The organism is Wolbachia endosymbiont of Cardiocondyla obscurior, from assembly GCF_902713635.1.
GTDB lineage: Bacteria > Pseudomonadota > Alphaproteobacteria > Rickettsiales > Anaplasmataceae > Wolbachia > Wolbachia pipientis.
The window spans coordinates 1-9,091 of the sequence record NZ_CACTIU010000055.1 but is presented as its reverse complement, the minus strand read 5'-3'; the positions used below and the strand labels follow the sequence as shown (position 1 = coordinate 9,091).

9 protein-coding genes and 2 pseudogenes are annotated in these 9,091 nt (G+C 34.9%); 6 read left to right on the top strand and 5 right to left on the bottom strand.

Annotated features, from left to right (window positions below):
• Positions 1-156: 156 nt before the first annotated feature.
• Both WOCAOBSORBRA_RS04645 and def read right to left on the bottom strand, forming a co-directional pair.
• A complete protein-coding gene (locus WOCAOBSORBRA_RS04645; protein ID WP_174516033.1) occupies positions 157-978 on the bottom strand; it encodes a uracil-DNA glycosylase in 822 nt (273 codons plus the stop codon).
• On the bottom strand, positions 968-1,507 hold the full coding sequence (gene def / locus WOCAOBSORBRA_RS04640) for a peptide deformylase (RefSeq protein ID WP_174516032.1): 540 nt from the start codon (positions 1,505-1,507) through the stop codon (positions 968-970). Before def ends, WOCAOBSORBRA_RS04645 begins: the two co-directional genes overlap by 11 nt.
• Before the next feature lie 138 nt (positions 1,508-1,645).
• Between def and ftsA the strand changes: the two genes are divergently transcribed.
• Together ftsA and map are read left to right on the top strand one after the other, a co-directional pair.
• Positions 1,646-2,884, top strand: a complete 1,239-nt coding sequence (gene ftsA, locus WOCAOBSORBRA_RS04635) for a cell division protein FtsA (RefSeq protein ID WP_155968818.1) — start codon at positions 1,646-1,648, stop codon at positions 2,882-2,884.
• Between the two features lie 132 nt (positions 2,885-3,016).
• Entirely contained in the window at positions 3,017-3,799 is a 783-nt protein-coding gene (gene map, locus WOCAOBSORBRA_RS04630) for a type I methionyl aminopeptidase (protein WP_155968820.1), read from the top strand.
• Positions 3,800-3,826: 27 nt separating this feature from the next.
• Here the strand turns inward: map and WOCAOBSORBRA_RS04625 are convergent.
• Positions 3,827-5,073 (bottom strand): annotated as a pseudogene (locus tag WOCAOBSORBRA_RS04625) (MFS transporter).
• A 223-nt stretch (positions 5,074-5,296) separates the two neighbouring features.
• On the opposite strand from WOCAOBSORBRA_RS04625, the gene rsmH reads away from it, so the two are divergent.
• Together rsmH and ftsL are read left to right on the top strand one after the other, a co-directional pair.
• Complete coding sequence (gene rsmH / locus WOCAOBSORBRA_RS04620) at positions 5,297-6,178, top strand: 16S rRNA (cytosine(1402)-N(4))-methyltransferase RsmH (protein WP_007548285.1); 882 nt, start codon at positions 5,297-5,299, stop codon at positions 6,176-6,178.
• Complete coding sequence (gene ftsL, locus WOCAOBSORBRA_RS04615) at positions 6,175-6,486, top strand: cell division protein FtsL (RefSeq protein ID WP_007548286.1); 312 nt, start codon at positions 6,175-6,177, stop codon at positions 6,484-6,486. Before rsmH ends, ftsL begins: the two co-directional genes overlap by 4 nt.
• Positions 6,487-6,787: 301 nt before the next feature.
• Here ftsL and WOCAOBSORBRA_RS04610 read toward each other — a convergent pair whose 3' ends face one another.
• On the bottom strand, positions 6,788-7,087 hold the full coding sequence (locus WOCAOBSORBRA_RS04610; RefSeq protein WP_155968823.1) for an NADH dehydrogenase ubiquinone Fe-S protein 4: 300 nt from the start codon (positions 7,085-7,087) through the stop codon (positions 6,788-6,790).
• Between the two features lie 145 nt (positions 7,088-7,232).
• Here WOCAOBSORBRA_RS04610 and WOCAOBSORBRA_RS04605 point away from each other — a divergent pair, with 145 nt between their 5' ends.
• Both WOCAOBSORBRA_RS04605 and pth read left to right on the top strand, forming a co-directional pair.
• Entirely contained in the window at positions 7,233-7,844 is a 612-nt protein-coding gene (locus tag WOCAOBSORBRA_RS04605; RefSeq protein ID WP_174516031.1) for a 50S ribosomal protein L25/general stress protein Ctc, read from the top strand.
• Positions 7,844-8,392, top strand: a complete 549-nt coding sequence (gene pth, locus WOCAOBSORBRA_RS04600) for an aminoacyl-tRNA hydrolase (protein ID WP_155968827.1) — start codon at positions 7,844-7,846, stop codon at positions 8,390-8,392. Before WOCAOBSORBRA_RS04605 ends, pth begins: the two co-directional genes overlap by 1 nt.
• A gap of 2 nt (positions 8,393-8,394) precedes the next feature.
• Here the strand turns inward: pth and WOCAOBSORBRA_RS04595 are convergent.
• Positions 8,395-9,024: pseudogene (locus WOCAOBSORBRA_RS04595) on the bottom strand (IS481-like element ISWpi4 family transposase); the annotation flags it as partial.
• Between the last annotated feature and the right edge of the window lie 67 nt (positions 9,025-9,091).

Genomic DNA, 9,091 nt, shown 5'->3' with positions numbered 1-9,091 from the left:
GAACATAAGACGCCGATACATTAAGTAATCCTTACCTTTTAATCTGCAGATTGGCGAAAGCAAATACAATAGCTTCAATTTTATGATAAGGGGGCTGGCGGAGTTTGTCAAGCAAGTTTTTTCGTTTCTGCGGGCTACTTTCCGACACCAGTGGTGTTAAGTATTCGTACAGTTATTGGTGTTATCAAGATACTCCCTAATCTTCTTCAAATCCTCCCAGGCTAAACGTTTTTGTGCCGGTTGGCGAAGTAGGTAAGCTGGATGAAATATAGCGGCTGTGGTGATTGAATTGGACAAATATTGGTTAGTGTACGTATGAAATCTACCACGCAAATTCGATATAGTTTTTGTGCTGTCAAGAAGGCTATAACACGCAATTCCACCAACTAAAACCAAAATCTGTGGTGAAACTAGTGCAATATGCTTCTCAACAAATGGTCTGCACATATCAAGCTCTAGGTCGGTTGGCTTTCTATTGCCAGGTGGGCGCCAAAATACAGTATTGCTTATGTATACCTTAGTGCGATCAAGATTGATTGCATTTAACATTTTATCGAGCAACATTCCACTTGCACCACAAAATGGTATGCCTTGAAGGTCTTCATTTGCCCCTGGAGCTTCACCAACAAGCATAATTTTTGCGTTTGGATTACCATCGGAAAAGACAGTATTAGTTGCAGTTTTTTTTATCTCACAACCTTCAAATGATTCAACTGCACTTCTTAGTTCATCCACACTATTACATTTGCTTGCAAGTTTCCTTGCTTCGATTATCCAGTCACTTGGAAACATGTCTTTTCCATCTTTAGTGTCACCCCAGCGCGTATCTGCATCTTTCTTCTTGGTCCCAGTTTGGATAACAGAGGGTTGTACACTCTCTTTGCTCTCCAATTTTTTTTCCTCTTCACCCTCCATTAGTGTGCAATCAACGCCCACTTCATGGTAAAATTTTAATAATTCTAGGTCTTTATTGCTCATAATGCTTTTTAACCTTTTGTGCTTTTTTCATGGCCATATCATACTTTAATTTAGATAAATGTCTAATATATAATATGCCGTTTAAGTGATCTAATTCATGCTGAATACACCTTGCAAGCCAGCCGCAAGCTTTTAGCGTCTGTTCCTCATTATTTAAATCCTTATATTTCACAGTCAAATATTTTGGACGCTTAATTTCATAGCTTTGCTCTGGAATTGAAAGGCACCCTTCTTTGAGAATTACTTGTTCATCGGATAATTCCGTAATTTCAGGGTTAATCATATAAAATTTGCCAGTCGATTCATACCCTACTGGCTCATTTTCAATTGTTTCTAGCTGAACATCCACAACAAAAATTCTCTTTAACACTCCAACTTGCACTGCAGCAAGGCCAAGACCTTCTGCATCATACATAGTTTCGAACATGTCGTTTACTAATTCTTTAATTTTATCGTTTATATCTGTTACTTCACTGGCACGTGTGATTAGTCTTTCATCAGGGGCAATTACAATTGGTAATATGGACATAAAAATTATAATTCTATGTTTTGCTTTTCCTTTTGTCCAGAATTTAGTGTATATTAAAATGTTGCTATATCTATAATAGAAATATAAATTATTAAAGAAAGCTACAATTTAAATGAAATTGCGTAATAAGGTTAACTAATGTACTCTGCAGTAATAGCAAAACCAAAGAGAAACGTTTTTGCTGTTTTAGACATAGGTACAACAAAGATTATTTGTCTAATCGTTAAGATAAATGGCAACTTCAGCTATAAAGTAACAGGAACGGGTTATAAGATTGCAGAAGGTGTAAACGGTGGGTCGATAACTAATGTAAAACACGCAAATTACTCCATCTCATCAACTATAGGTTTAGCTGAGCAAGTGTCAGAGGAAACTATAGACCAGATATATGTGAGCATTGCTGGATGTGGCATCTCATCTTTCAATGTACATAATGAAATTATTGCAGCTAATCATGAAATTTCTGACCGGGATATAAAACGTGTAGTTTTTCAGACGTTTGAGAAATATATTGAAGAAAATGTTATCATTCACAATATACCACTGAAATATCACTTAGATGACATGACTGACATAAAAGAAGTTGGTGGATTGTACGGAAAAAGACTATCTGCTGATGTTAATGTTGTCACTGCTTCGCGTCCAGCGCTTACCAATATTGAAAACTGTATTACCAATAATGGTGGATTAAATATGGCAGGTTGTATTGCTTCTGCATATTCTGCAGGTCTTGCGTGTCTCAGTGAAGATGAAAAAGAGCTCGGGACTGCTATTGTTGATATAGGCGGTGGGTGCACTGCAATTGGAATTTTCAAAAGAGGGAAACTTGTGTATGCAAGCAGCGTTCCAATTGGTGGCGTTCATATCACTCGAGATATTGCTTACGGGCTATGCACAAGCATAGAACGTGCAGAGTATATAAAAATACTGTATGGTAGCACTATCGTAACTTCAATAGATGAGAATGAGTACATTACAATGCAAAACAACGAAAATGATGAACCTACTCAAGTATTCAAATCTGAGCTTATTAACATCATAAGACCAAGAGTTGAAGAAATACTTGAAATGGTAAGAGAGCAATTTCAAGAGCAGAAAGATCCAATTAATAAAGTAGTGATCACAGGTGGAACTAGTCAACTCACAAGCATGAAGGAAATTGCAGGCTATATATTCAATAAGCAAGTTCGAATTGGGTGCCCTGAGTCTTGTAGCGGTCTTGATGGCGAATATGATAAAAATCCTGTATTTTCTGCTGCTATAGGCTCTATAAAGCTAATAGTTGACACTTTTTATAAAAATAATTCTGGTATTTTAGGTCAGGATGGTAAAATGAGTAAATTGTATAATTGGGTTAAATCAAAAGTTACAGTCTAGATTTCTGTTTTACCACCTTTCATACAAATGACTTGACACTAGGATCCATAGGACTTATTTTTATAATATGTAAAATTATTATGTTTATGTACTTGCGAGTAAGCGTACCAATTACAATAAGACATGGAAAATATGAACATAACTATACACTCACAAGAAGATTTTGAATTTATGCGCAAGGCTGGCAGGCTTGCTGCTGAAACTCTTGATTTCATTGCACCGTACGTAAAGGTAGGGGTGACAACTAATGAGTTAAATGATCTATGTCATGATTTTATAATTAATGCAGGTGCAATTCCAGCACCACTAAACTATAGGGGGTATCCAAAATCGATTTGCACTTCAAAAAATGCAGTTGTGTGCCATGGTGTTCCCGATAATAAACCACTTAAAGATGGAGATATTTTAAATATTGATGTCACGGTGATTTTAAATGGCTGGCATGGTGATACAAGTCGCATGTTTTGGGTTGGCAAGCCATCAATAAAAGCAAAACGCTTGTGTGACGCTACTTATCATGCATTGATGGAAGCAATCAAACAAGTTAAGCCCGGCAATAAGTTAAATGAAATAGGGCTTGCTATAGAGAAATATATTAGAGATTTTGGATATTCTATCGTACGCAGCTACTGCGGACATGGTATAGGAAAAGTCTTTCATGCTCCACCAAATGTAGTGCATTTCTATGATCAAGATGAAAATCTCGTCTTGAAGGAAGGTATGTTTTTTACAATAGAGCCAATGATTAATGCTGGAAAACATGAGACTCTGCTCAGTAAACTCGATGACTGGACAGTAACAACACGCGATCTTTCACTTTCTGCTCAATTTGAGCATACGATTGGAGTAACAAAAGATGGTGCTGAAATATTCACATTATCACCTAAGAATTGGCATTTCCCACCTTATAATTAGATTTTTTTAAATTCTGCTATACTGCAACTATACTTGGTTTACTTTGGGTAATTTTGAAGAAAGCTCACCCTTAATTTGCGATATAGCAACTAGCCCAATTAATGCACAGAAAATCATGTAAAAACTAGCTGAAGTCTCTTGTCCTGTAACCTTGATAATTGTTGTGCATATAAATGGTGCAAGGCCGCCAAAAAATCCAGCAGCTATATTTCTTGATAAACCAAATCCACTGTACCGAACCTTTGTTGGAAATAATTCGCACATAAGTGCACTGACAGGACCAAGCGATGCAGCTATTGGAATTATAAAAGAATGTGTGCCAGCAAGTAATTGCCACTACATAACATTGAAAAAACTGGATAACTCACTATTACAAAAGCTATAAATGCAAATTTCATAACTTTTTCTCTTCCTACCTTATCAAAAAGTATTGCAAACAATATTGTCAATCCTCCGAGCGCAATTTGACTCAGTATTTCCACTATATGATTAAAATGAGTATTTACTGTTAATATTTTATTCGTAAGCACATTGAAAAATACCAAATATATATAGAGAGACGCATTTTCAACCAAGTCAATACCTATTGATATTAGAACAGGCTTTTTGTAATTGTTTAATAACTCTTTTAGTGGCAATTTAGACGGATTTTTTTGTCTTTTATACTCTGGGCTTTCATCAAGTATATATCTCATATATATGCTAATTAATCCCATTGCTAAACTGAAAATGAAAGGTAATCTCCACCCCCAAGATTCAAAATCAGATACTTTTTTGCATATGAGTACCGCTATCAAGCTTAATACTGAACCAAAAATTGCGCTTAATACTTCAATGCTGCCAAAAAATCCTTTTTTGTTTTTAGGAGCATGTTCTATTAAAAATGGTGCATTTCCTGCTTCTCCTCCAAGAGATATACCCTGCAATAATCTTAAACACACTACCAGCATTGACGCTAGTATTCCAATGCTTTGATAACCTGGAACAAAAGCAATTAATACGGTTGATAAAGTCATTAATATAATCGAGAGCAATAAGGCAACTCTTCTGCCATGTTTATCACCAATGTGACCAAATATAGCAGCACCGACTGGTCTCATTAAGAAACCCACTGCAAACATTCCAAAAGCCTTCAATACGCTGGTTAGTTGATCATCCGATGGAAAAAACACACCACCTATTATGTTTATTAAGTGGCCAAAAAGCATGTGGTCATACCACAATAAAGTGTTACAAATCAAACTTGAAAATATTACTTTTGTTATTTGCTGCATAATTTCCCTATAGCCTGTTTGATCTTATATATAAAAAAAAATGTGAACGTTATGTGAATATTATATTAACAATATTAAACCTTGATTTTAATATTATTGCTCATATATTCCGATAAGATACCATATTTTGGCAAGAAAATCTATGTACATAAATAAAATTGATGTGAAGAGTAGAGTAGAATAGAGTAGGATATCTACACCAACTGTACTTAAATTTTTTGATATGACACACACTCCAGTTTTGTTAAAAGAGATGCTATCACTACTATCACCGCAGGATGGTGGCATATACGTGGACGCCACATTTGGAGCTGGAGGGTATAGCAAAGCAATATTGGAGTCAGCTGATTGCAAAGTATATGCAATTGATAGAGATGAAACGGTAACTAAGTTTTATGATGATTTAAGCGTTAGATATCCAGATAGAATAAAACTATTCATTGAGAAGTTTAGTAATATTAAAAATTTATTAGATAGCAACAATATTGAAGGTATCGATGGAATAGTTTTTGACATCGGAGTTTCATCTATGCAGCTTGATAACGGGGATAGAGGGTTCTCATTTTTACATGATGGTCCACTCGATATGAGTATGGATAACTCTTCTTATATAAACGCTTCAACGTTTGTTAACGCTTTACGCGAAGAAGAAATCGCAAATACTATATATAACTACGGAGGCGAACGTCATTCTCGCAAAATCGCAAGAGCAATAGTAAATGCACGGAAGAAGAAAACTATCAAAACTACATTTGAGCTTGCGGATATTGTACGTTCCGTGGTATTTCGTGGAAAAAGCAAAATTGATCCTGCAACCAGAACATTTCAGGCAATCAGAATATGGGTAAACGATGAGCTGGGAGAACTTGAAAAGGGCATTAAAGCTGCATCTGAGATTTTAAGTGAGAATGGCAAATTAATTGTCGTCACCTTTCATTCCTTAGAAGATCGTATAGTCAAAACTTTTTTTAAAGATTTATGTGCTACTGATTGCAAGACATTCTCTCTTCTAAATAAAAAAGTGATCGAAGCAAGTATAGAAGAAGTAAGTGCAAATCCGCGTTCACGCTCAGCAAAACTAAGAGCTATACAGAGGTTGTCATGAGAACTTTCTGCATCATCTCAATAGTTATGTTTTTTCTTAGCATTGTAGGACTATTTAAGGTAAAATTACATGTTCAGTCATTAAATAGAGAGCTAATAAAAATAAAAAGTGAAATTAATTTAGTGCAAAGTGATATAAAAGTTTTACAAGCAGAATGGAGCTATTTGAATAATCCAAAAAGGCTTGCAAGCCTTGTAAAGAAATACCTGAAAAATAACTCTTTAATACTGGCTAGCCAGGTTAAAAATCTTGACTCTTTAAATGGCCGCAGCGTGCTAGCACAACTTAAAATCCATGATCAACAGTGAGATTAAGTCTTATTTTTTACAGATGAGCACATCACAATAAAACTTACTTTGTATCCGTTCAGGATAGCGGCAAGGTAGTATAACCATAGAGTAAAAGTGAGTTTACAACAAATGGTGTCATCCCAGTGCTTGACACTGGGATCCAGCCTTTCCATAATCATCAAAAACATTGTATTTTAACGTAAAACAGCTATTTTTATGCTTACCAACTTAATAAAATTCCTGGATCCCAGTGTCTGGGCACTGGGATAACAAAGGAGAGCAGTGTCAGCTACTTGCATAACACCATTTGTTGTGCAACTTACTTTAGTATGAAATTGCTTGCGTAAGATTTTGGCAGCCTCTTAACATTTTTTGGCATTTCAATTACGTATTTAACGTTGCGTTTTTTTGCGTAGAATACTGCTTTTTCAAGAGAGTCAAACTTTAATACAATCTGTTTTTTTGGATCTTTTGAGCCAACCCACCCCATCAAAGGTTCAATGTAGTAAGAACCAGATTCAATTTTTAGGTGCCAGAAATTTGTATTACCTAAACCAGATTGTGTTGCAGTTCTTGTTGGTCTATAAATCCTAAAAACTACTTTATCGTCAATGCCCATAGTTCTTGTTAAATAAGCTTAAATATATATCCAAATAAATCCTTTCACAAACAATTAGTATGAAAGAATGAAGTTTGAAATAAATATTTTTATGTTATATTATTATTAAATTATATTAAAAGGATTAGCTAAACAGGAGTAACCGATGACGCAACAGGAAATAGTAACAATTAATGCAGAGTTACGTGATATAACAAAAACAAAAGCGATGCATTCTCTAAGGAAGAAAGGAAACATCCCTGGAATCATATATGGAAAGGGCCATAATAATGTAAATTTGACATTGTCTGCAAAGGAATTCACGAAGCAATATAAATCAGGTTCTCTTTCTGCACATTTGATAGAGCTGAATATTTCGGACAAAAAGGAATATGCTCTTGTTCGCGATATCCAATTGCATGTAGTAAAGGATACTGTGCAACATGTTGATTTTCAATTTGTTGATAAAGGCAGCGAAATTAAAATAGACATACCTCTATCATTTGTGAATGAAAGTAAAGCTCCAGGGATCAAGTTAGGTGGAGTGCTTAATGTTTTGTGTCGTTCTATTGCTGTTAAATGCTCTCCTGATAAAATACCTCAGGTTATAGAAGTTGATTTATCCGGCAAAATGATTGGCCAATCTATACATATCAATGATGTAAAATTACCAGAAGGTGTTAAGTTTGTAGCTCATGAAGAAGAAAATTTTACCATTGTTACAATTTCTGCTGCCGATAGTGACGTTGAAGAACCTCAAGCAGAAACAGAGGAATAGTGCACCTGATAGTTGGGCTTGGTAATCCTGGCAGTCAATATGAGCTAACTCATCATAATATCGGCTTCATCACCGTTGATGCAATCTGCAAATATTGGAATTTCCAGTCGTTCTCTAAAAAAGCCGATTATCTAATAACCTCTGGCATAATTAATGATAATAAAATCATGTTAATAAAGCCTTATTCATTTATGAATAATTCAGGCATTTCTGTTGCAAAAATACGAAACTTTTACAAATTATCGCTAGATAATATCGTTGTCATACACGATGACGCTGATTTGGAACTTGGAAGAATAAAAGTAAAGAAAGGTGGTAGTTCTGCTGGACATAATGGACTTAAATCCATAGATAGTTTTATTGGCAACGATTATTGGCGCTTGAGATTTGGAGTGGGTAGACCTGAAGATCAAAGAAGCTTAGCAGATTATGTGTTATCAAAATTTTCAAATTTTGATAATGTTACTCCCTTAGTGGAAAAAATAGCAAAAAATATACACTTAATGCTGCAAGGAGATAATACAGCTTTTATCAATTTGATTGTATAATATTACGAAACACAGGGAGTGTATGGTCCCAGAGTGTGATGGTGTGGATTTAGTATGAACAATTCAGGAGATTTTGTCCACTGTAAAGATATAAACTCAAAAGGTGTAAGACCCTTAAGAGTTTTGAGTCTTTTAGCATAATTGTAGGCCATAACAAAGTCATAAAGATGCTCTTTGAGTTGCTGGTGAGACTGATAGTAATACTTCTTAACAGTGGCATTCTTTAAAGTTTTGTTCATACGCTCAACTTGCCCATTTGTCCAAGGATGGCTAACTTTTGTTAGACGGTGTTCAATGTCATTTTCTTCACAAGCTCTATCAAATATATGTTGAAAAGCGTATTTATGGCGTTTTTGGTTGGTAAATTGTACACTGTTATCTGTCAAAATAGTGTGGATTTTATATGGTAAAATTTTAATCAAATTACGTAGAAACTCAGCAGCTATAGGTTTTGTAGCACTTTTATGCAACTCAACATACGTAAATTTGGATGTTCTATCTATTGCAACAAACAAATATAACTTTCCTTCTTCTGTTCTGACTTCTGCAATATCAATATGGAAATAGCCTATAGGATATTGTTTGAATTTCTTTTTTGGTTTAACTTCGCCATCAACATCTGGTATAGTACTTCCCAAAGTAAATGATAAAGGTATAATAAGCTATTTGAGTTATAATGGCGTATAGTGTGGATTTAAG

Bases quoted from the DNA above. Each gene is read 5' to 3' on its own strand.
- WOCAOBSORBRA_RS04645 (WP_174516033.1), bottom strand. From the start codon at position 978: ATGAGCAATAAAGACCTAGAATTATTAAAATTTTACCATGAAGTGGGC.
- def (WP_174516032.1), bottom strand. From the start codon at position 1,507: ATGTCCATATTACCAATTGTAATTGCCCCTGATGAAAGACTAATCACA.
- ftsA (WP_155968818.1), top strand. From the start codon at position 1,646: ATGTACTCTGCAGTAATAGCAAAACCAAAGAGAAACGTTTTTGCTGTT.
- map (WP_155968820.1), top strand. From the start codon at position 3,017: ATGAACATAACTATACACTCACAAGAAGATTTTGAATTTATGCGCAAG.
- rsmH (WP_007548285.1), top strand. From the start codon at position 5,297: ATGACACACACTCCAGTTTTGTTAAAAGAGATGCTATCACTACTATCA.
- ftsL (WP_007548286.1), top strand. From the start codon at position 6,175: ATGAGAACTTTCTGCATCATCTCAATAGTTATGTTTTTTCTTAGCATT.
- WOCAOBSORBRA_RS04610 (WP_155968823.1), bottom strand. From the start codon at position 7,087: ATGGGCATTGACGATAAAGTAGTTTTTAGGATTTATAGACCAACAAGA.
- WOCAOBSORBRA_RS04605 (WP_174516031.1), top strand. From the start codon at position 7,233: ATGACGCAACAGGAAATAGTAACAATTAATGCAGAGTTACGTGATATA.